Genomic DNA, 19,719 nt, shown 5'->3' on the forward strand with positions numbered 1-19,719 from the left:
TATAAGGTTTAGACATAAAAGGAATTCTACACCTAATATACGATTTATTTATCTTGTTGTTGCAACCTGAAATCTTTAGATTTTTCTAATAAAAAAGCTAATAAGTCTAACTGATTCTCTTTTTTCAGCAAGTTTTCATCCCAATTATTTTCTTTCACATAGGCTAAAAAAGGCTCCATGTTTTCTGGCGAAATCTGCAACTGTTCCTTTATAAAGTTATTTTCGCATAATTTATCTACTGCTTTAGTGAGGTTGTTTTTATCTGTTTTTTTATCAGAATTTTTATGCAGAAGTAACCTAAAAACATTTGCAATGTTTAGGCCATATTTTAAATAATGGTCTTCCATAGCAATATTTTCTGTTGGCGATAACTTATCTTGAGCCATTTGGTAATCGTATGTTTGTACAATCTCTATAGAAGATAAGGATAAAGGTTCAACCTCCATTACATCAATCTTATTTACATCGGCAATAATATCTCCAGAAAGTTTTGTTGAAGATACTTTAACTGGCTCCAATTGGTTTACAGACTCGCGTAGGGTTATAATTACTTTTTGCTCCTCCTGCATAAATGTGGTTACCGCTACCGAAAACACTTGATATTGTAATGCCGAAACAATAAGCACATCTCCTTTTTGAGCAGCAATCACAAACAAGCCATCATCGTTGGTAAAAGTTCCCATGCCTGTGTTTTTATTAAAAATATTAATATCTGCGGCATTTCCTCCTAGCGGAGCAATTACTTCACCCTTTAATAATACTCTAGAAAATTGTTGAGCACTCCCTATAAAACTTAATAAAGTTATGACTGTCAATAAAAAGTATTTTTTCATTCGTTTAGTTTTTATCCTAATTTTTAGTTCGTTTATATTATCTTAAATTTACAAAAAATATATTTAATATGAACGCCATAATTGCGAGTACTTCTACAATTCACGGCAGTGAATACCTTGCTTACTTACAGCCTACTCTTAAAGAGCATTTTAACAACATCAAGGAGCTTATTTTTATTCCATTTGCTCGTCCTGGTGGAATTTCACACGATGTTTATACCCAAAAAGCGCAAGAAGGTTTAGCGGCTTTAAACATCAAGGTAAAAGGCATACATGAGTTTAAGAATTATACCGAGGCCATAACACAAGCTGAGGCTATTTTTACAGGCGGAGGAAACACCTTTGTTTTACTAAATCAGCTTTATCAACATAAGCTTATCGCTCCTTTACAGGATGCTATTTTAAACCGAAAAATCCCTTATTTAGGAACGAGTGCAGGAAGTAATATCTGCGGAAAAAACATAAAAACCACCAACGATATGCCAATTGTATATCCACCAAGTTATGACAGCCTTGGCATACTCCCTTTTAACATCAATCCTCATTATTTAGACCCTAATCCAAATTCTACCCATAAAGGAGAAACTCGCGAAACCCGTATTAAAGAATTTCATGCATATAACTCAACGCCTGTAATTGGGCTACGAGAAGGAAGTTGGTTAAAAGCAACCGAAAAAGATATTGTTTTGGAAGGTAACTTAAAGGCTCGTGTTTTTAAACAAGGGGAAATACCTTATGAAGTTGCCCCAAACACATCTTTTAAGAATTTAAAATAAAAAAAGGTTACTTTTTCAAGTAACCTTTTGAGCGGGAGACCGGGTTCGAACCGGCGACATTCAGCTTGGAAGGCTGACGCTCTACCAACTGAGCTACTCCCGCAATTTTGTGGAGGCAAATATACAACACTTTTTTATTTCCTTCCAATTTTTTTAAAAAAATATGGTTTACCTTTATATCTTCATAATTTATTTATCATGAAATATCCTATAAAACATAAAGAAAGTAATACAGGCGGTATATTTTTTATAAGCCAAGATAACCATGTTATTACAGAACTTACTTACAAAAAAAGAGAACCCAATATTATGGTTATTGACCATACGCAAACAAAAAAAGATTTACAAGGAAAGGGTTTAGCTTCTTATCTTTTAGACCATGTAGTAAACTACGCCAAAGAAAATAAGTTAAAAATAGACCCTTTATGTCCATTTGTTGAAATAAAGTTTGAAGAAATTGAAGCTTACCAATCATTAAAAGTCTAGAATATGCCTGTAACCTTAACGCTTGTAACACTAGCCGAAATTTTACCCATTCGCCAGGCTGTGCTTCGCCCAGGAAAAACCATCGAACATTGCTATTTTGATATGGATCAGGACAAAGAAACAGTACACCTAGGTTTGTATGATAACAATAACTTAGCAGGAATTGCTACGCTTGTAAAAAACCAGCACCCTCAACTTGCTAAAAATGCCTACCAACTTAGGGGAATGGCGGTATTAAAAGATTTTCAAAATAAACAATACGGACAAAAACTTTTAACCAAAGCTACCGATTTGGCTGCCGAAAAAAATGCAGATCTACTTTGGATGAATGCTAGAGAAAGTGCCCTTAAATTTTACCAAAAATCTGATTTTAATATTTTAGGTAATGCTTTTGAAATTCCTGAAATAGGAACTCACTTTGTAATGTATAAACATTTAACCGATGAAGCGTAGAAATTTTATAAAGCAAAGCGCAAAAGCAATAGCGTTTTGTATGGTTCCATTACCAGAATTCACCTATCAGAAAGCCTATACACAAGCACAATTATTAGGAAAAAACAATTCGCTTATTTTAAACAAAAGCATTGTACAGAAAGAAACCTATAATGCGTTTTTATCCCTTAAAAATGCCGCCGCAAAAGAGAACATTAATCCGCAAATTGTTTCTGGCTATCGCAGCTATTTACGGCAACAACAAATATGGAATAGGAAGTATAATCGCTATAAAGCAAAAGGTTTATCTGAGACGGCTATTATAAAAAACATTACTCAATATTCTACTTTTCCAGGTACCTCAAGACATCACTGGGGAACCGATATCGATATTATCGATGCAAATGCAAAGCGCCCTAAAAACCTACTGCTTACCGAAAATTACTACGAGGATGGCCCTTATAACAATCTTCGCCTTTGGATGGAAGAACACGCCGCAACCTACGGATTTATAATGACCTACCCGAATCTTACAGATAGGCCTGGTTTTCTACACGAACCTTGGCATTTTTCATACGCACCTACTGCCAAAAAAATGCTCCATCAATACACTAAACTACCGTTAAACAATTTGCTTAAAAATAAAAAAGTATTAGGTGCTGATTTTTTTGTAGAAAACGAACTGCCTACATACCTTAAAAACTATGTATTAGGAATTCATAAAGAGCTTTTATAAACCCCTAAGAACCTTAGGGAGGTTATAATTCTCTTGCTTTAAACTCTTTTATAACCTGTTCGGCCTTTTTAAAATCGGACTTTAAACATAAAGTTCAACATTGTTAATAGGACTGCCAAATCCTGCCAATCGAGAAGATTCAACATTGTCTACAATATTAACGGCAATGTTATTTTCTTTCAACAAATAAGCAATTCTATTTATTACAATAGAGCTATCGGTGAGAATTTTATATAGTTATCCAACGCTTTAGTTTTAATAATTCATTATCAATTAATTTGTATATTCAGCAAATATTGATGGTAGTTTTATTTTATTAAAATTAATTGAGAATCTCGAATTCCTTTTACCCAATGCTTCACCAAGGGTTCAATTTCTTTAAAATCTCCTGATGTCAAATTTATTTTATTACCTCTTTCATCTTCATATATCACCTCTCCTTTTACACAAATTAAAACTGCAGGAGTATTTGTGATATGTTCTTTTAAAAGCCCATTAGCCAGTATCTGAAGTGCTATAACTTTTGAAGTTATGGCAGTAGAAAGCTGTTTTGCACTAACGCTTTTGTTTTCGTGGATATCAATCAAATTCATTGGAAATAGGTATTGTATGTTTTAAAAGAATTCTCGAGTTTAGCAACAATTAATGTCGCATCCTTATCGTTTTTTGTATTAGATAGCGCTTCTATAAGCTCCATATGTGGATTAAGCCACTTATGTAATTCATCATGGCTTTCTCCTTTCATCGTACAACTTTTAATTAATGCTTTGTTTTGCGCTTTAAGATTTTTTGCCAGTCCCAAATAATCCTTGTCTTGCTGTGAAATAAAGCTATCCAACAATGCGTTACCTTTCTCTATATGGGGCTTCATCTCATTATTAACAGTCCATTTTTCTCCATTATTCAAGTTAATATCACTTTTTTGATAATTAGAATTACAGGATAACATTACTGCTACGCCTACAATCATTAAAGCTAGTTTTTGTATTCTTTTCATTCTATTAATTATTTAGGTTTTTACATTTAGCCCTATTGTTTAAAAAACTATTTTTTCTTAGACCATAGAACTAAGATAATAAATAAGATTGAATTTTAACAGTAATTTTATTAGTAATAAATTATGTTATCCTAGTGTTTATCTAATTATATTTTAAATTTATAAGCCCATTTCATTTATATTAAAAAAAGAACAAATACTGTTATTATTTTGCGCTTATTTCTAACCATTAAGTATCGTTTTAATACCCTTATTTAAAGTTAGTATTAAATAAACAAAAATAACTCACTCTTTTACAAGGAAATACCTAAAAACAAATAATATTTAACCATTTTATTTTGCAAAGACGCTTTATTCTTATATATTTGCATCCGCTATTATGCGATGTTCATAATTTTATTACAGGAGAGGTGGCAGAGTGGTAATGCAGCAGCCTGCTAAGCTGTCATCGTTTTTCGATGCCCGGGTTCGAATCCCGGTCTCTCCGCAAAAAAATTTTTGACAGTTTAAATATTAATATTATATTTGCACTCTCAAAATAAACAAAACACCTCGGGGTGTAGCGTAGCCCGGTCATCGCGCCTGCTTTGGGAGCAGGAGGTCGCAGGTTCGAATCCTGCCACCCCGACAAAAATTAATACCAATAGAAACTAAAACCTTGTAAATCGTATGATTTACAAGGTTTTATGGTTTTTGGGCTATCATAAGTATTGAATTAATATGGCTTAATTCGGTTCACAATTCGGTTCACAGTTTCAAAACACAAAAAGTGTGAACCGAATAGATGCTTAAAATTCTGTAATTGAAATAGTTGATTTGACTTTCGTCTTGAATGAATGTTTAACTAAAAGACGACAACTATGCAATCACAAACCACCTTTAGCTTATCATTTTAGGTAAGCGCTTCGCGTAAAATTAATAATGAAGTTTCTGTTTATGCACGAATAACTGTAAACGGTAAACGAGCAAACATCAGTTTACAGCGGAAAATAACTGTATCTGAATGGGATTCTAACAAAGGAAGAGCAAGAGGAAGTAAATAAGAATCCCGACTACTCAACAGACATTTAAATCAGATTAAAAATAGAGTCTATGAAGCTCACGATGAACTTGTAAAAGAAAAAGTGTTTATTTGTGCCCAATCCATTAAAGCAAGGTTTCTAGGAGAAGATAACGAAGAATATTCTCTACTTACATTGGTTGATTATCACAACACCCAAATGAGTGAATCTTTAAGTTATGGTACTTTAAAGAATTACTTCACAACTCAAAAGTATGTCAAACTATTTCTAATCAAAAAGAAAATCCAAGACATATACTTGTCTCAATTAACATTCCGTTTTCTGGTTGATTTTGAAAAGTTCTTACGTTCCTATGTTCCGGAGGACCATCAAAAGCAAATGGAAAACAATACAGTTATGAAGCATATCCAACGACTTCGTAAAATGGTAACATTAGCGTATAAAATGGAATGGATAGATAAAGATCCTTTTATAAAATTCAAACCAACATACATTAAAAATGAGCGCGAGTTTTTAAGTGAAAATGAACTACGGACTATTATTGAAAAGGAATTTGAAATTGAAAGACTGGAGCTCGTTAAGGATTTATTCGTTTTTAGTTGCTATACTGGCTTATCGTATATTGATGTAATGAACCTCAACGAAGATAATATTACGTTCGGTATAGATGGTGGAAAATGGATAATCACCAATAGACAAAAAACGCATAATAAAGTAAAGATTCCATTACTGCCAATTGCCGAAGAATTAATTCAGAAATATGAGTATCATCTCAAAACTAAAAAGACAAAAACCTTATTCCCTAACATTTCAAATCAAAAGCTCAACTCATATTTGAAAGAAATTGCGGATTTATGTAAAATTAAAAAGAATCTAACTTTTCATATTGCTCGTCACACTTTCGCAACCACAGTTACTTTAAGTAATGGTGTACCTATTGAAACTGTTTCCAAGTTGTTGGGCCATTCTAAAATTGCTACTACTCAAATTTATGCAAGAGTAATTGAAAGAAAAGTAAGTGAGGATATGCAAACCTTAAAAGAAAAATTTAATTCACAGCAGTCCAAATCAATAATTAGTTAGAAAAATGTAATAATATTTTGCGCAACCAAATAATTGCATTTATATTTGCAACCATACGGTAGCATATTTAAAACTTATGAGAACAAGAAGAGATGTATTCCAAGCTATAGCCGACCCTACAAGGCGAGCAATAATTATGTTGTTAACAGTTGGTGCTTTGACCCCTAATGCGATTGCAGAACATTTCAACTCGAGCAGACAAGCAGTTTCAAAACATCTTCGAATTCTTTCTGAATGTGAAATTGTGAGACAAGAACAGCAAGGCAGAGAAATTCACTATCATTTAAACGCAGACAAGATGGAGGAGATAGAAAAATGGTTAGAGCAATTTAAGCAACTACTTGCTCAACGTTTCAATCAATTAGATAATGTATTAGAGCAACTAAAACTAAATAGAAAATGAAAAAAGCAATATTATTCAACTTTAATGTTGACAAGGCAAACAATCAAATCAAGGTTGAGCGATCTTTTAACGCGCCAGTCGATTTAGTATGGACCGCATGGACAGAAGCGGAAATTCTAGACCAATGGTGGGCTCCTAAACCCTGGACAGCGCAAACCAAATCGATGGACTTCAGAGAGGGAGGCCAGTGGCATTATGCCATGGTAAGCCCCGAGGGAGAAATGCATTGGGCAAAAGTTGATTACCTCAAAATCATACCACAAAATTTTTTTTCGGCACTAGATGGTTTTTGTGATGAAGAAGGAAACCCTAACACTTCGCTTCCACGAAACAAATGGGAAAATAATTTCAAAAAACAGGGAGAAGAAACTATTGTCAATATTGTATTAAGTTTCGACACATTGGAAGACCTTGAAAAGATTATTGATATGGGATTCAAGGAAGGGTTTACAGCTGGTCTTGAAAATCTTGACCAATACATAGAATCCCAATTTAGATTGCGCAAACAGAATAAAACAAACAATATGGCACGAGTATCCAGTTATTTAAACTTTCCGGGGAATACAGAAGAAGCATTTAACTTTTATAAGCAAGTTTTCAAATCAGATTTTATTAACGGTATTCAACGATTTGAAGAAGCTCCAGCCAATCCTAATCAGCCTCCTATGGCTGAATCAGTTAAAAAAATGGTTTTACATGTAGAGCTACCCATTCTTGGTGGTCATATTTTAATGGGAACTGATGCTCCGAAAGAGTTTGGAATGACGGTTAATAAAGGTAATAACATGCACCTAAATTTAGAGCCTGAATCAAGAGAAGAAGCAAAACGACTGTTTGACGAACTATCTGAAGGTGGTGTGGTAGAAATACCAATTCAAGACATGTTTTGGGGTGCATACTTCGGAAGCTTTCAAGATAAGTATGGTATTAATTGGATGATTAACTATCAAAGCAAATAGTTATGAATACACTTAAAATTTCGAATATCTCAGCTATTGGATTCATTTGTATTTTGGCTTTACATCATATTATAAATGTCGACATTAATCCGAGTTGGCAACCCATTAGTATGTATGCTCTTGGAAATTTGGGTTGGCTAATGAACATTTCGTTTATCTTACTTGGATTGTCATTTTCGGCACTAGGCATCTATGTCTTTCAAAACTTGAAAACCAAGGGAGGTAAAATAGGTGGGATACTAATGCTTATTGCTGCCATTGGGAATTTCCTTGCAGGGATATTCAATACAGACCCCATTCATACCCTTCCTGAAAATATGACCACAAGTGGAAGTGTACATACTGGAGCAGCAGGATAATTAGGTTTTTTTATACTCGCTACGATCTTTATTAGTTTTCAATTTGTGAAGAGGGATGAACTAAAACCGTTTAAAGCTAGGGTTTTGATAATGACTGCAATGGTTTTTATTGTTGAAGTTATAATGATTACTGCAATGTCAATATATCTAGCCGAAACCAATGGAATGTTGACACCGGAAACACCCATTGGTGGTATTGGTCGAGTAGTGATTTTAGTTTGTACAATTTGGGTAATTGTAACAGCATCTGCCTTACAAAAAGTACAGTATCAACCTAACAATGAATTAACTTAAACAAACGAAAAGCAATATTCAGGTAATTCACATAACGAGATTCTTTAAATAAATGCTCCTTTGTGTTTAGAGTTTGCAATGTTATGCTTTTAAAGTAGTGTCAGCTAGAAAAAAAAAAAAACAGATGAATATAACCATAATACTAGGTAGTGTGCGCCAAGCGGTTAAATACTTTAAAAGTTAAAACGCCAAAACCAATAATGATTGTCGCTATTTTTAAAACAGATATTGTTCAAGAAAAAGAAGCTCAGGAAATTGTGGAACAATTAAAAAATAAGTTACCTGCTTACGAAATGAATTTTGATCTAGAAGATTGTGATAATATATTACGCGTCTATGGCACAAGTGATAAAACCAACTTTGTTGTACATTTTATGAGTAACATGGGGTTTCAATGTGTTCCCATACTTTAACCTGTGGAAATTTAATTCAGCTAGTTGAGGACTTATAATAAAGAAGCTAGCACATTGTAAATTTATAAGTGGTCAATGATAAGTTAGTTACTGCTAAGTTGTGTAGAAAAACACTATTTTAGTGCTTAATGAGATTACTATTTAGTAAGGTTTTTACCGAGAACATTAACAAGATTCAAAATGAACTACCAACAATTTTTATGAAGAGTCAACTCCAAAAAATAAACGAATTTATTAATAACTTAGGCAGGGAAGAATACAGCATACTCGAAAAAATATCAACCACAAAAACGTATAAAAAAGGGGAGGTACTTTTACATCAAAATGAAACTTGTAGATTCACTTACAGTGTTGAAAAAGGAATACTTCGCAAATTTTACTTAAATGATGGTAAAGAAATAACAACAGAATTTCTCTTTGAAGATGATATTGCCGTTTCATTTGACAGTTACGTGTTACAAAAACCGAGTCGAGAATTTATTCAAGCCATTACGGATTCAACTGTATCACAATTAGACTATCACTCTTTTCAGGAAGCAAAAAGCCTGCATTCAGAATTGGTGAAATTAGATTTATTAATTACTGAATATTATGCCATGTGGTTAGAAAACAGATTGCTCGAATTTCATACCTTGAATGCTACACAACGCTATTTACATTTACTCAGTAACCAACCGGAAATAATCCAACAAATTCCACTCTCTTATATAGCGTCTTATCTGGGTATATCTTTAGAAACCTTGAGCAGAATAAGAGCTAAAATATGATTATTTGACCTAAGTCAAATTTCCTGAATAAACTTCTATGAATCTTTGCACTCTATTTAAACAACGCAATTTTTTATGGAACAGAGAAAGAGGATTATCGGCTTTGATTTGGCGAGGGCTTATGCCATATTTGGTATGTTTGTTGTCAATTTCAACATGGTTTTTGGCAACTTTAATGATACGAGTTGGAGCAGCCAGTTATTAACACTGTTTAGTGGTAATTCAAGTACGCTTTTTGTATTACTTGCTGGAATGGGAACTGCTTTAATGACCAATAGGCAAACGTATTCCGAAGAAGAGGAAAACAAACTACGAAAAACGATTTTAAAAAGAGCTTTGTTTTTGTTCGTTTTGGGTTTGCTGTTAGCACTTTGGTGGCCTGCTGATATTTTACATTTTTATGGTGGTTACATGACAATAGCTGCGCTGATTGTTTTTTTAAATAAAAAATACTTCATCTGGGCGACAGCTTTTTCTATTGTTCTATTCCATATTATGTTAGTTTTCATTCCTTACGAAACAGGGTGGGATTTTGATACGCTACAATACAATGATCTTTGGACAATAAATGGTTTTACAAGAAACCTATTTTATAATGGTTGGAATTCAATGTTTCCCTGGTTAGCCTATTTTACCTTGGGCATGTATCTTGGAAGATTGGATTGGAGCAAGTCCCAAGTACAAAAGAAAACGTCTATTGTTGGAGGTGTTATATATTTTTCAATAGTTTTTTTACAAGTTGTTGTCAATCAGTATTCTACAGATAAGGAGTTGTTAGAATTCATCAATGCCGATTATTTACCTCCTTTTTTGCCTTTTCTATTAAGCACTATTGGGATAGGATTGATGCTTATAGCTTTTTTTATGTACATCAGTAAATTTATAGAAGAAAAAAGCATAGTGAGAAACATAGCAAAAACCGGGCAAATGACATTGACGCATTATATTTTGCATTTAACGCTCGGAGTCATTCTCTTGGAGTGGATAAGCGGAAAAGAATACTCTCCTGAGCTGAACTTCGATAATCCAATTCACCCATTATTAATAGCACTATATTCGATAATTTACTTCGTTTTAAGTTACTACTTTAGTAAACTTTGGGGCAGAAAGTTCAAGTATGGGCCTTTCGAAATGTTAATGCGAAGTGTGTCAAATTAAGGGAAGTATATAATAGGAGAAAGGTAACCCATTTTTGGTCGGAATTAAATCTCCCGACCAAAAATGGGCAAATGGGTACTTCTTTTATGTTATAGAAGTTCTTCACAAAAAAAGCCATGATGTTGTATTGCTTTCAAAATAGCATCAGCTTTGATTATTTGGGTTTCTACGCGAACAACACCCTGACAGTACGACTGTAATTGTAATTCGCTATATTTGTAGTAAATTATTAATGTTTTTGACTTGAAACGCCTACATAGGTGAACTCTCAACAACAAACGGATATAGCGAATTACGTCTAATAGCTCCCTTTGCTCTTGAAGTTAGCACTTCAACGCAAATCGCCTTACCCGTCAGGGCGTTAGCGGTCATTGTAAGTGAAACTCAAAAAAAAATAGAAATGAAATACTTAACACTTGGAATTCATTACCCGAAAGAAGGGTTTTCGCAGAATATTTTAGAAGTAGCGGAAAAAGTCAGCTCTATTGCATCAACCTGCGAAGGGAATATTGAAGCAGGTGCTTGGCTTGACGAAGAAAATGATAGAATAATTATGCTTTCACTTTGGGAAAATTCAGACCTTGCTTTTGAAGCAAGCAAAAAATTGCGTCCCATAATTGCAGAAACACCTTTTTCTGAATGGGAAAGAAAACCAAGCGATAATATGACAAATCTAAAGAGATTAATTTAACAGTAAGTAGCCTATGGAAAAACACAGTACAAATTATTTTGACACATTTATAGAAGTTTCAGAAGACTCAAAGGCTGAATGTGGGACAAAACCTCCTACTAAAGAAAAAAGAACTATTGCAGAAATTCAATTTGAGCTAATTGCGAAAAACCCATACAAGTATACCTCTGATGATATATTATTTATGGTATTTGCAGATAGAAATGATTTGACCAAAACTGAATATAAAGAAGCTAGAGAACTTTTTTTCTCCAAAGGACAAGCTTGTTTGAGAACGTCTCCTTTAGCCAAAAGATATGGCTTTGGAATTCATTTTGATGGTAATGGGAAAATTGCAATTTATGGAGTAGAAACTCTGGAATACGAAAAGTATATTGCTGACGAGAAATTGAAAAAAATAAAAGCTGTACGGTCAAAACGATAAAAACAAAACTGAAAACATCTAAACGCTAAAAATAAAGGAGATCCAATACTAAAATCAAGACTTTAAATTCGTTTCAAATGTTGAACTTAACCCATGTGACTCCTTACTAATATAGCGTTAGCGATTATTTATCAATCATCCTTGCAAACAAAAATAGTACTGGCAAAATGAACTATCAACAAATATATCCGACAGACCCATTGCGAAAATACGTTCGCTACTTTTGGATGTTGGAAGACGATAGTTTAGAATTTTCCGATAAGACATTCAAAATAATGTCGGACGGCTTGCCAGGGTTAATTTTTCAAGAGAACAAAAAAGCATTTCTTGATAAAGGCAATAAAAAGCTACCACAGTTATTTTTGTACGGACAAACGACACGGTATACAGAACATAAAGCAGTACAACCTTTCCGTAACATTGGCATTTATTTTCAACCTACTGCATTAAAATCCATTTTTGGAATAGATGCAAACGAACTGACCAACCAACATATTGACATCAACGAACTGATAAAAACCAACATAACCGACCAACTTTTAAATACTGCTACTGCCGAACAAAGAATTAAATTGTTATCGTCCTTTTTGATACAACAGGCTGAACAAAGAAAAGCGGAAAACGAAAAAGTAAATTTTGCAACTACCCAACTGCAAAAAGGCGTGAGCTTACCGACCATTCAAAACGAACTAAGCTTATCCGAACGTTCATTGGAACGGTATTTTAAACAGCACATTGGTATCTCTCCCAAGCTATTTGCAAGGATAAACCGCTTTCAATCTGCTTTGGGAAACATACGTCAAACCCAATTTAATAAACTGACAGACATTGCTTATCAAAACGATTATTTTGACCAATCGCATTTTATCAGGGATTTTAAGGAGTTTGCAGGAACAAGCCCGAAGCATTTTATACACAAGGCCAACGAACAAGTTGCGAATTTTCCTGAATGGAAGATTTAATGGCTGTCGGTTTTATCCAATTTTAAAACAAAACAGGCTGATAATTTTGCAGGAAAAGTATAATTATGATAGCCATTACAGGAGCAAACGGACATTTGGGAAAAGCGACCATTCAATTTTTATTGCAGAAAGTCGCACCGACAAACATTGTTGCCATTGTCAGAAATCCCGAAACGATAAACGACTTTAAGGAACAGGGTGTAATTATCAGGCAAGCGGATTACAACGATTATGAAACGCTCAAACAAGCCTTTAAAGGTGTAGAAAAAGCATTACAGATTTCTACTATTGGGGTAGATGTAGAGACAGCCAAACAGCAGGAAAAAAATGTTGTAAATGCAATGGCAAAAAACAACATAAAGCACATTGTTTATACAAGTATGGTACAAGCCCGACCAAACACCATTTTTCAGGGAACGGAAACGCAATACCACACGGAAGAACTGATAAAGAAAACAAATATTCCTTACACGTTTTTCAGAAACACTATGTATATGGAAGCCATACCCGAACTGATTGGAAACGCTTTACTGACCAACGTAATCCGTTATCCATCGGGAAAAGGAAAAGTAAGTTTTGTTTCAAGGACTGATATTGCAGAAGCCATTGCAAACGTACTGACCGAACCCACACACCAAAACCAAACCTATGAAATCACAGGTAATACAGCGTATTCATTTGCCGAATTGGCACAGCTAATAAACGCTGAAAAGAAAATGAATATTCAGCACATTGACATTGCGGATACCGATTTTAAAGAAGAATTGATGAGCTACCAAATACCTGTTGAAGTAGCAGATTTATTAGTAAGTATGGCAAACGGGATTAAAGCGGGTGAGTTTTCATTTACATCGGATTCACTTGAAAAATTGCTTGGCAGAAAATCGTTAAGTTTGAACGAGTATGTAAAGACCTTACATACTGCTGTTTAAAGAGATGCATTTGTAAGGGATAAAATCGGGCAGAGCTTATTTTTTATGATAAAAACGGTGATGATCGAGAGGGAATTGCCATAACTAATAATGAAACCACAAATTTAAATACTATAGCTTTAGACTATCAAAATGCCGATGCTGTTGGTGTTCTCGCTCAGGATAATAAAGAGGATAATTATTTTAAAGCCGGTTTGATTATTAATGACAAAGATTTATCAGGAAAACCAGGACACAACGTCAATAGAATCAATCTGGTTACGGAAAACGGGAACGCTTCACTGGTTATGAAAGATGCCAACGAAATACCAAGAATTATCTTAAAGGTTGACAGTTTAGGGAATCCATCTATCGAAATGTTCGATAAAAATGGAAATCTTAATTGGAAACAATAAAATCATTGTAGTATAGACATAATAAAAATGAATAAAGAGGAAATCAGGGAAGCTGAAAAATAAGCTTTTTTAAGATCAACTTGTTCGTAATAAGTGATATACGAAAAACTATAAAAAATGAATCATAGAAAAGAAGAATTGAATGAGGCCAAAGCTATTGATAACTGATCCTTCAGGAACTGTTTTCAACTTGCAATAGAGAGAAACAAAATAGTTGTATTGGATAAAGGTAAGGTCGTTGAAAATGGCAGTCCACAAAATTTATTGAAACAAAACGGACACTACGCAATGTTCATCAAACAGCACCAGCAACCAAGGAATGGAAAGTAGAGCCCCTTTTACCTAGTATTTTTAATAGTTCTTCAAGGTATTAGATGATAACATGGAATTACTAATTTAAGATAACATTAAAAATAGCTACATATATTTCCGTATCTTTATCGCCCAAATAATTATCCATGGAAAAAAAAGCAGTTCTTTTAATTTTAGATGGATGGGGAATTCCTAAAAACCCAAACTACTCTGCAATCAAAAAAGCAAATACACCGTTTATAGATAGCCTATATCAACTATATCCTAACGCTAGCCTACGCACCGATGGTGAGCATGTAGGTTTGCCAAAAGGACAAATGGGAAACAGCGAAGTAGGACACATGAACCTTGGTGCTGGAAGAATTGTTTACCAAGATTTAGCCAAAATAAACATGGCGGTACAAAACAACAGTTTATTAGAGGAACCTGTACTTAAACAAGCTTTTTACTATGCTAAAGCCAACCAAAAACCTATACATTTTATAGGTTTGGTGAGCGACGGAGGGGTGCATGCACATATAGACCATTTAAAAGGATTAATAAAAACCGCTAATGACTACGGGATAACCGAAAAATATGTACATGCCTTTACCGATGGGCGCGACGTTGACCCAAAATCTGGAAAAGGTTTTTTAACCGATTTAGAGCATTTTTTACCTAAACAACAAGCAAAGCTCGCCAGTGTTATAGGAAGGTATTATGCCATGGATAGAGATAAACGCTGGGAAAGAACAGCCGAAGCTTATAACCTATTAACACAAGGAAAAGGAAAACCAACCACCAATATTACCCAAAGTATACAAGAACTTTATGATGCTGATATTACCGATGAATTTATTACCCCATTGGTCATCACAGAAAACGAAAAACCTGTAGCTAGTATACAAGAGGAAGACGTGGTTATTTTTTTTAATTTCCGTACAGACAGAGGGCGACAACTAACAGAATGCCTTACACAACAAGATTTCCCAGAATATAACCTAAAGGCTTTCCCCCTATATTTTGTAACCCTTACCAATTATGATGATAGCTATCAAAATATAAAAGTTGTTTTTAACAAAGTAAATATTAAAGCTACACTTGGTGAAGTATTAGAATATACAGGAAAAACACAACTTCGAGCTGCCGAAACAGAAAAATACCCACACGTAACTTTTTTCTTCTCTGGAGGGAGAGAAAAGCCTTTTCAAGGAGAAGAGCGAATTTTAGTTCATTCGCCCAAGGTAGCTACTTACGACTTAAAGCCAGAAATGAGTGCTTACGAACTTACCGAAAAATTAGTTCCTCACTTAGAAGAAGGAAAAATAGATTTTTTCTGTATCAATTTTGCTAATCCAGATATGGTAGGACATACCGGAGATTTTAATGCTGCCATAAAAGCTTGCGAAACCGTAGATGAATGCGCCAAAAAACTGGTTGAAGCAGGACAAGAAAACTATACGTTTATTATTCTTGCAGACCATGGTAACAGCGAAAAAATGCGCAACGATGACGGAAGCCCAAATACAGCACATACCACCAACCCCGTACCTGTATTTCTTATAGAAAACAAACAAACCCATGCGATAAATGATGGGATTTTAGGCGATATTGCCCCTACTCTATTAGAAATAATGGGCATAGAGAAACCTGCTTTAATGACACAAAAGTCATTATTAATAGAAAAGCTTTAAACCTTCAATTTTTATTTAATATGGAAAATAAAAATACCGTTCCCGAAGATTATACAGGTATTATTACTTACCAAAATTTCATAAATTCTTATACAGAAACATGGTTTTCGCCTACTTATAAAGCTTATACAATTGATAAAAATACACTTGAGCAATTAACCAAACGCCTAGATAATTACACCATAGAAATGTATATTGGTACATGGTGTCCCGATTGTCAGAATGAAATCCCAAAGTTATATAAACTACTACACTTAGCAGGTTACAACATGCAAGGCTTAAAAACAATTGCGCTAGATAAAAACAAAGAAAGTAAACAAGGTTACGAAAAAAATAAAAACATCAATTTTGTGCCTACGATAATTTTTCTAGATAAAAACAAAGAAGAAATAAACCGTATTGTAGAAACTCCAAAAGAAAATTTAGAAAAAGACATCCTAAAAATAATTTCTGGAGAAAAATACACCCCAAATAATAAGTTATGATTATCCCAAAAAATAAAGAAGAAATAGCACTAATGAGAGAAAGTGCCTTAGTTGTCTCTAAAACTTTAGGCATGCTCGCTAAAGAAATAAAACCTGGTGTTACTACCAACCAATTAGACAAACTCGCCGAAGATTTTATCCGTGCTCAAGGAGCTATTCCTGGTTTTTTAGGACTTTACGACTGCCCATCTACGCTTCTTACCAGTGTAAACGAAGCTGTGGTACACGGGTTGCCTACGGCTACTCCACTAGAAGATGGCGATATTGTTTCGGTAGATTGTGGCGCTATAAAAAATGGCTTTTACGGAGACCACGCTTATACCTTTGAAGTAGGAGATGTAGCACCCGAGACAAAAAAATTATTAGATATTACCAAAGAATCACTTTACCTAGGAATTAGAGAGTTTAAACTAGGAAACCGTGTTGGTGATGTAGGTTTTGCCATACAAAAACATGCAGAAGATAATGGTTACACGGTAGTACGTGAACTTGTAGGACACGGGTTAGGCAAAAAAATGCATGAAGACCCTGAAATGCCAAACTACGGAAGACGAGGAAGAGGTAAAAAATTTGTAGAAGGAATGACTGTTGCTATCGAACCTATGATTAACCTGGGCACCAGAAGAATAAAACAATTAAAAGACGGTTGGACCATTGTAACTGCCGACGGAAAGCCTAGTGCTCATTTTGAACACGATGTTGCTCTTGTTGATGGCAAACCCCAGCTTTTATCTACATTCGATTATGTATATGAAGCTTTAGGAATAACTAGCAATGAGGAAGATGAATTTAGAAAAAAATAAACTAACGCTATATTCCACAAAGTCCTTTTAATCGTTTAGCCGTAAATCGTGCATAAACATTTAACCAGATAGTTATAATAAAGTATGATACAAAAACTTTTTAAAAAGGCTTTAAATACTATACCTAGGCCAGTTTTAATTAAGCTAAGCTACCTTGCAAAGCCTGTTTTACAACTCTACCTATCTGGAAACAAATACACAGACCCCATAGATGGCAGAAGCTTTAAAAAGTTTCTGCCCTATGGTTATGCCACACAACGTCCTAATGTTTTATCGCCCTCTACACTCTCCTTAGAGCGACACCGCTTGCTGTGGTTATATTTAAAAAATGAAACCGATTTTTTTAACAAAGAACTAAAACTATTGCATTTTGCACCAGAACAAGCATTTTATAAACGTTTTAAAAAGTTAAAAAATATAACCTATACCACTACCGATTTAAACTCTCCGCTTGCCGATGTTCACGCAGACATTTGTCAACTTCCGTTTAAAAATAATGAGTTTGATGTAATTTTCTGTAATCATGTTTTAGAACACATTCCCGATGATACTAAAGCTATGCAAGAATTATTTAGAGTAATGAAACCAGGTGGATGGGGAATATTTCAAATCCCACAAGATATAACCCGTAAAACCACCTTTGAAGACGATAGCATTACAGACCCAACCGAGCGTACTAAAATATTTGGACAATATGACCATGTACGCGTTTACGGCTTAGATTATTTTGATAAATTAAGCAGCATTGGCTTTAAGGTAGATGCTATAAACTACACTGCTACACTAACAGAAGAAGAGGTTAAAAAATACTGCCTTGCAAAAGGAGAACTTCTACCGGTTTGCAAAAAACCTAGTTAGTTTTAATGTCGTCTCCTTTAGGCGCTGCTCCTGCCGCTAAAAAACCTTTAGAAGCATAGGTTTTTACCGTTCCTGCTTCATCATAAATAAAATATACTTCTATCCCTGGTATTTCTTCTAACACTGTTAAAGCTTTGCTATAACCCATTGCCATAAATGCCGTGGCATAAGCATCGGCTTCTGCACAAGTATTAGCAAGTACCGAAGCACTCAAAATATCACTTTTATAAGAATATCCCGTTAACGGATTGATGGTATGTACATAACGTTTTCCCGTTAAACTATCAAACCTAAATTTTCTGTAATTTCCAGAGGTTGCCATAGCCACATTCTTAAGGCTAATTACCGTTGAAAAGCTTCTGTCTTTTGTTTGCGGATTATCGATTCCTACACGCCAGTTTTTCTGATTATCTATATTTTTACCTCTTGCACGAAGCTCTCCGCCTAATTCTACCAAATAATTGTTTACGCCTGCTTTTTCTAACATTATACCAAGGCGATCTACGGTATAACCTTTTGCAATAGAGTTAAATTCTAAATATACATTAGGGCTGTTTTTTTTTATTCTATTTTCATTTGTCAGCGCTATTTTATCCATTCCAACATAAGTCATCATCGAGTCTATTTTTACAGAATCCAACTTAATTTCTACCTTCTCTCCTCCAAAACCATAAGCATTAACAATATTCCCTACTGTGGGGTCAAAATAACCTTTTGTGCTACGAGAAATACTTTCCGACAATTCATATACTTCCTTAAACATATCGTCTACTACAACGCTTGTATCACCATGATTAATTTTAGAAATATCGGAATCTTGCTGATAAGTACTCATCGATAAATTGATGGCTTTAAAAATAGAATCTACCTTAGTTGATGCTTCAAAATTATCTTCTGAGAAATATTTAATATGATAAGTTGTCCCTAAAGCTTCCCCCGAAACATATTTCATTTTGTCTGGTGTTTTATTTTTTTCTTTACAAGAAAAAATAACTCCTATCAAAAGTAAAGCGATAAACGCTACGCCTTTATTTATCTTAACCAATTTCTTGAAAGCCATAATAATTAATTTTATAATCTTGGTTTTTAGCCACAGGTTTTGTTGGATCGTCTGCATTTAGTAATCCTACGCCGGCATACAGTGTTTTTGCTTTATACTTTTCTGCATGTGTTTTAATTTTTTGTATTAAACGGCGGTCATACTGAGTCGGGTCGTTAGGAAAGCTAACTGCTCTTACAATTACAAAGCTTAACTGCCCCTTTTTTAATGCAACAAATTGCGGATTTTTTTTTAGTTTACTATTTACTGCCAAAAATTCATAACCTTGTTCCTCGAGGTCATGCCCAACAATATTCATGGCCCAATTATGTAGTTCTTGTTCGCTAAGTATTTCCATTTTTCAAAAGTACAAATTAGATTTTATAAATAATGGGATATAAGCCTTTGTAAAAACAAAAAACCGAAA

At 34.2% G+C, this 19,719-nt stretch carries 26 protein-coding genes and 3 tRNA genes; 23 read left to right on the forward strand and 6 right to left on the reverse strand.

Annotation, left to right across the window (positions count from 1 at the left end):
• Window positions 1–44: 44 nt before the first annotated feature.
• Window positions 45–833, reverse strand: coding sequence for a carboxypeptidase-like regulatory domain-containing protein (locus GGR32_RS06315; protein ID WP_183477345.1), 789 nt, complete (start codon window positions 831–833; stop codon window positions 45–47).
• Between the two features lie 68 nt (window positions 834–901).
• Between GGR32_RS06315 and pepE the strand changes: the two genes are divergently transcribed.
• Window positions 902–1,609 carry a dipeptidase PepE gene (pepE, locus tag GGR32_RS06320; protein ID WP_183477346.1) on the forward strand — a complete coding sequence of 236 codons (708 nt, stop codon included), beginning with the start codon at window positions 902–904 and terminating at the stop codon, window positions 1,607–1,609.
• 30 nt (window positions 1,610–1,639) lie between these two features.
• Here pepE and GGR32_RS06325 read toward each other — a convergent pair.
• Window positions 1,640–1,712: transfer RNA gene (locus tag GGR32_RS06325), tRNA-Gly, on the reverse strand.
• A gap of 95 nt (window positions 1,713–1,807) precedes the next feature.
• On the opposite strand from GGR32_RS06325, the gene GGR32_RS06330 reads away from it, so the two are divergent.
• From GGR32_RS06330 to GGR32_RS06340, 3 genes are read left to right on the forward strand one after another with little or no spacing between them, the layout of a single operon-like run.
• Window positions 1,808–2,095: a GNAT family N-acetyltransferase gene (locus tag GGR32_RS06330; RefSeq protein WP_183477347.1), complete on the forward strand. Its 288-nt coding sequence runs from the start codon at window positions 1,808–1,810 to the stop codon at window positions 2,093–2,095.
• A 3-nt stretch (window positions 2,096–2,098) separates the two neighbouring features.
• Entirely contained in the window at window positions 2,099–2,548 is a 450-nt protein-coding gene (locus tag GGR32_RS06335; protein WP_183477348.1) for a GNAT family N-acetyltransferase, read from the forward strand.
• Complete coding sequence (locus GGR32_RS06340) at window positions 2,538–3,263, forward strand: M15 family metallopeptidase (RefSeq protein ID WP_183477349.1); 726 nt, start codon at window positions 2,538–2,540, stop codon at window positions 3,261–3,263. Before GGR32_RS06335 ends, GGR32_RS06340 begins: the two co-directional genes overlap by 11 nt.
• Window positions 3,264–3,571: 308 nt before the next feature.
• Here GGR32_RS06340 and GGR32_RS06345 read toward each other — a convergent pair whose 3' ends face one another.
• Together GGR32_RS06345 and GGR32_RS06350 are read right to left on the reverse strand one after the other, a co-directional pair.
• Window positions 3,572–3,856: a hypothetical protein gene (locus GGR32_RS06345; RefSeq protein WP_183477350.1), complete on the reverse strand. Its 285-nt coding sequence runs from the start codon at window positions 3,854–3,856 to the stop codon at window positions 3,572–3,574.
• Window positions 3,853–4,260, reverse strand: a complete 408-nt coding sequence (locus GGR32_RS06350; protein WP_183477351.1) for a hypothetical protein — start codon at window positions 4,258–4,260, stop codon at window positions 3,853–3,855. Before GGR32_RS06350 ends, GGR32_RS06345 begins: the two co-directional genes overlap by 4 nt.
• A gap of 404 nt (window positions 4,261–4,664) precedes the next feature.
• Between GGR32_RS06350 and GGR32_RS06355 the strand changes: the two genes are divergently transcribed.
• The 19 genes from GGR32_RS06355 (at window position 4,665) to GGR32_RS06440 (ending at window position 18,253) form a co-directional block, all read left to right on the forward strand.
• Window positions 4,665–4,747: transfer RNA gene (locus GGR32_RS06355), tRNA-Ser, on the forward strand.
• A 66-nt stretch (window positions 4,748–4,813) separates the two neighbouring features.
• Window positions 4,814–4,888 (forward strand) — tRNA-Pro (locus GGR32_RS06360).
• Window positions 4,889–5,174: 286 nt separating this feature from the next.
• Window positions 5,175–5,303 carry an Arm DNA-binding domain-containing protein gene (locus GGR32_RS12100; RefSeq protein WP_343066431.1) on the forward strand — a complete coding sequence of 43 codons (129 nt, stop codon included), beginning with the start codon at window positions 5,175–5,177 and terminating at the stop codon, window positions 5,301–5,303.
• Window positions 5,304–5,384: 81 nt separating this feature from the next.
• The gene (locus tag GGR32_RS06365; RefSeq protein ID WP_343066430.1) at window positions 5,385–6,365 is read left to right on the forward strand and encodes a site-specific integrase; all 981 of its coding nucleotides are present in this window, start codon (window positions 5,385–5,387) and stop codon (window positions 6,363–6,365) included.
• Between the two features lie 76 nt (window positions 6,366–6,441).
• On the forward strand, window positions 6,442–6,768 hold the full coding sequence (locus tag GGR32_RS06370) for an ArsR/SmtB family transcription factor (protein WP_183477352.1): 327 nt from the start codon (window positions 6,442–6,444) through the stop codon (window positions 6,766–6,768).
• Window positions 6,765–7,727 (forward strand): SRPBCC domain-containing protein, encoded by a 963-nt coding sequence (locus GGR32_RS06375; protein ID WP_183477353.1) that lies wholly within the window; start codon window positions 6,765–6,767, stop codon window positions 7,725–7,727. The genes GGR32_RS06370 and GGR32_RS06375 overlap by 4 nt, the downstream gene beginning before the upstream one ends.
• A 2-nt stretch (window positions 7,728–7,729) precedes the next feature.
• Window positions 7,730–8,086, forward strand: coding sequence for a DUF998 domain-containing protein (locus GGR32_RS06380; protein WP_281372605.1), 357 nt, complete (start codon window positions 7,730–7,732; stop codon window positions 8,084–8,086).
• A gap of 135 nt (window positions 8,087–8,221) precedes the next feature.
• Window positions 8,222–8,380, forward strand: a complete 159-nt coding sequence (locus GGR32_RS06385) for a hypothetical protein (RefSeq protein ID WP_183477355.1) — start codon at window positions 8,222–8,224, stop codon at window positions 8,378–8,380.
• 200 nt (window positions 8,381–8,580) lie between these two features.
• Complete coding sequence (locus GGR32_RS06390) at window positions 8,581–8,793, forward strand: hypothetical protein (protein ID WP_183477356.1); 213 nt, start codon at window positions 8,581–8,583, stop codon at window positions 8,791–8,793.
• Window positions 8,794–8,921: 128 nt separating this feature from the next.
• A complete protein-coding gene (locus GGR32_RS06395; protein WP_246415179.1) occupies window positions 8,922–9,560 on the forward strand; it encodes a Crp/Fnr family transcriptional regulator in 639 nt (212 codons plus the stop codon).
• A 75-nt stretch (window positions 9,561–9,635) separates the two neighbouring features.
• Entirely contained in the window at window positions 9,636–10,718 is a 1,083-nt protein-coding gene (locus tag GGR32_RS06400; RefSeq protein WP_183477358.1) for a DUF418 domain-containing protein, read from the forward strand.
• 400 nt (window positions 10,719–11,118) lie between these two features.
• A complete protein-coding gene (locus tag GGR32_RS06405; protein WP_183477359.1) occupies window positions 11,119–11,409 on the forward strand; it encodes an antibiotic biosynthesis monooxygenase family protein in 291 nt (96 codons plus the stop codon).
• Window positions 11,410–11,422: 13 nt separating this feature from the next.
• Window positions 11,423–11,833: a DUF6157 family protein gene (locus GGR32_RS06410; RefSeq protein ID WP_183477360.1), complete on the forward strand. Its 411-nt coding sequence runs from the start codon at window positions 11,423–11,425 to the stop codon at window positions 11,831–11,833.
• A 167-nt stretch (window positions 11,834–12,000) separates the two neighbouring features.
• Window positions 12,001–12,795 carry a helix-turn-helix transcriptional regulator gene (locus GGR32_RS06415; RefSeq protein ID WP_183477361.1) on the forward strand — a complete coding sequence of 265 codons (795 nt, stop codon included), beginning with the start codon at window positions 12,001–12,003 and terminating at the stop codon, window positions 12,793–12,795.
• 65 nt (window positions 12,796–12,860) lie between these two features.
• Complete coding sequence (locus GGR32_RS06420; protein WP_183477362.1) at window positions 12,861–13,727, forward strand: SDR family oxidoreductase; 867 nt, start codon at window positions 12,861–12,863, stop codon at window positions 13,725–13,727.
• 853 nt (window positions 13,728–14,580) lie between these two features.
• A complete protein-coding gene (gpmI, locus tag GGR32_RS06425; RefSeq protein WP_183477363.1) occupies window positions 14,581–16,107 on the forward strand; it encodes a 2,3-bisphosphoglycerate-independent phosphoglycerate mutase in 1,527 nt (508 codons plus the stop codon).
• A 20-nt stretch (window positions 16,108–16,127) separates the two neighbouring features.
• A complete protein-coding gene (locus GGR32_RS06430) occupies window positions 16,128–16,592 on the forward strand; it encodes a TlpA family protein disulfide reductase (RefSeq protein ID WP_183477364.1) in 465 nt (154 codons plus the stop codon).
• Complete coding sequence (map, locus tag GGR32_RS06435; protein ID WP_183477365.1) at window positions 16,589–17,395, forward strand: type I methionyl aminopeptidase; 807 nt, start codon at window positions 16,589–16,591, stop codon at window positions 17,393–17,395. The genes GGR32_RS06430 and map overlap by 4 nt, the downstream gene beginning before the upstream one ends.
• Window positions 17,396–17,482: 87 nt before the next feature.
• Window positions 17,483–18,253: a methyltransferase domain-containing protein gene (locus GGR32_RS06440; protein ID WP_183477413.1), complete on the forward strand. Its 771-nt coding sequence runs from the start codon at window positions 17,483–17,485 to the stop codon at window positions 18,251–18,253.
• Here GGR32_RS06440 and GGR32_RS06445 read toward each other — a convergent pair.
• Entirely contained in the window at window positions 18,246–19,313 is a 1,068-nt protein-coding gene (locus tag GGR32_RS06445; protein ID WP_183477366.1) for an FAD:protein FMN transferase, read from the reverse strand. The genes GGR32_RS06440 and GGR32_RS06445 overlap by 8 nt on opposite strands.
• Entirely contained in the window at window positions 19,291–19,650 is a 360-nt protein-coding gene (locus GGR32_RS06450; RefSeq protein ID WP_183477367.1) for a Na(+)-translocating NADH-quinone reductase subunit F, read from the reverse strand. The genes GGR32_RS06445 and GGR32_RS06450 overlap by 23 nt, the downstream gene beginning before the upstream one ends.
• Window positions 19,651–19,719: the final 69 nt, after the last annotated feature.

This window comes from Mesonia hippocampi (assembly GCF_014197445.1).
GTDB classification, from domain to species: Bacteria; Bacteroidota; Bacteroidia; order Flavobacteriales; family Flavobacteriaceae; genus Mesonia; species Mesonia hippocampi.

Bases quoted from the DNA above. Each gene is read 5' to 3' on its own strand.
- GGR32_RS06315 (WP_183477345.1), bottom strand. From the start codon at position 833: ATGAAAAAATACTTTTTATTGACAGTCATAACTTTATTAAGTTTTATA.
- pepE (WP_183477346.1), top strand. From the start codon at position 902: ATGAACGCCATAATTGCGAGTACTTCTACAATTCACGGCAGTGAATAC.
- GGR32_RS06330 (WP_183477347.1), top strand. From the start codon at position 1,808: ATGAAATATCCTATAAAACATAAAGAAAGTAATACAGGCGGTATATTT.
- GGR32_RS06335 (WP_183477348.1), top strand. From the start codon at position 2,099: ATGCCTGTAACCTTAACGCTTGTAACACTAGCCGAAATTTTACCCATT.
- GGR32_RS06340 (WP_183477349.1), top strand. From the start codon at position 2,538: ATGAAGCGTAGAAATTTTATAAAGCAAAGCGCAAAAGCAATAGCGTTT.
- GGR32_RS06345 (WP_183477350.1), bottom strand. From the start codon at position 3,856: ATGAATTTGATTGATATCCACGAAAACAAAAGCGTTAGTGCAAAACAG.
- GGR32_RS06350 (WP_183477351.1), bottom strand. From the start codon at position 4,260: ATGAAAAGAATACAAAAACTAGCTTTAATGATTGTAGGCGTAGCAGTA.
- GGR32_RS06370 (WP_183477352.1), top strand. From the start codon at position 6,442: ATGAGAACAAGAAGAGATGTATTCCAAGCTATAGCCGACCCTACAAGG.
- GGR32_RS06375 (WP_183477353.1), top strand. From the start codon at position 6,765: ATGAAAAAAGCAATATTATTCAACTTTAATGTTGACAAGGCAAACAAT.
- GGR32_RS06380 (WP_281372605.1), top strand. From the start codon at position 7,730: ATGAATACACTTAAAATTTCGAATATCTCAGCTATTGGATTCATTTGT.
- GGR32_RS06385 (WP_183477355.1), top strand. From the start codon at position 8,222: ATGTCAATATATCTAGCCGAAACCAATGGAATGTTGACACCGGAAACA.
- GGR32_RS06390 (WP_183477356.1), top strand. From the start codon at position 8,581: ATGATTGTCGCTATTTTTAAAACAGATATTGTTCAAGAAAAAGAAGCT.
- GGR32_RS06395 (WP_246415179.1), top strand. From the start codon at position 8,922: ATGAGATTACTATTTAGTAAGGTTTTTACCGAGAACATTAACAAGATT.
- GGR32_RS06400 (WP_183477358.1), top strand. From the start codon at position 9,636: ATGGAACAGAGAAAGAGGATTATCGGCTTTGATTTGGCGAGGGCTTAT.
- GGR32_RS06405 (WP_183477359.1), top strand. From the start codon at position 11,119: ATGAAATACTTAACACTTGGAATTCATTACCCGAAAGAAGGGTTTTCG.
- GGR32_RS06410 (WP_183477360.1), top strand. From the start codon at position 11,423: ATGGAAAAACACAGTACAAATTATTTTGACACATTTATAGAAGTTTCA.
- GGR32_RS06415 (WP_183477361.1), top strand. From the start codon at position 12,001: ATGAACTATCAACAAATATATCCGACAGACCCATTGCGAAAATACGTT.
- GGR32_RS06420 (WP_183477362.1), top strand. From the start codon at position 12,861: ATGATAGCCATTACAGGAGCAAACGGACATTTGGGAAAAGCGACCATT.
- gpmI (WP_183477363.1), top strand. From the start codon at position 14,581: ATGGAAAAAAAAGCAGTTCTTTTAATTTTAGATGGATGGGGAATTCCT.
- GGR32_RS06430 (WP_183477364.1), top strand. From the start codon at position 16,128: ATGGAAAATAAAAATACCGTTCCCGAAGATTATACAGGTATTATTACT.
- map (WP_183477365.1), top strand. From the start codon at position 16,589: ATGATTATCCCAAAAAATAAAGAAGAAATAGCACTAATGAGAGAAAGT.
- GGR32_RS06445 (WP_183477366.1), bottom strand. From the start codon at position 19,313: ATGGCTTTCAAGAAATTGGTTAAGATAAATAAAGGCGTAGCGTTTATC.
- GGR32_RS06450 (WP_183477367.1), bottom strand. From the start codon at position 19,650: ATGGAAATACTTAGCGAACAAGAACTACATAATTGGGCCATGAATATT.